The 223-nt window shown below is 64.6% G+C and carries 1 protein-coding gene; it reads right to left on the bottom strand.

Going from position 1 to position 223, the window contains the following annotated elements; genetic code table 11:
- Positions 1–13: 13 nt before the first annotated feature.
- Positions 14–223: hypothetical protein (locus MXD59_RS26195; protein ID WP_504858370.1), on the bottom strand; the 210-nt coding region annotated here is incomplete at its 5' end.

Here is a 223-nt window from a genome sequence, read left to right as displayed (position 1 = left end):
CAACTACTGACCTTTAATGCGCGAGGTCGACTGGTTGATCATGGGATGGTGTCAAGGTCAACCCGGTGCCCGCCAGGCATCCCTCGAGCAGATCAGGACAGCGCCCGACCCGGCGCATGCCCCGGCGGACCAGACCGGTGAGATGGTCGACGTCGACCAGGACCCGGTTGGCGATCTCCCCGCGTTTCAGCAGCGACCACACGCCTTCCACCGGGTTCAGCTC

This window comes from Frankia umida (assembly GCF_023242945.1).
GTDB classification, from domain to species: domain Bacteria; phylum Actinomycetota; class Actinomycetes; order Frankiales; family Frankiaceae; genus Frankia; species Frankia umida.
Note: the sequence above shows the minus strand (reverse complement) of the source record. Positions and strands in the feature narration are given on the sequence as shown.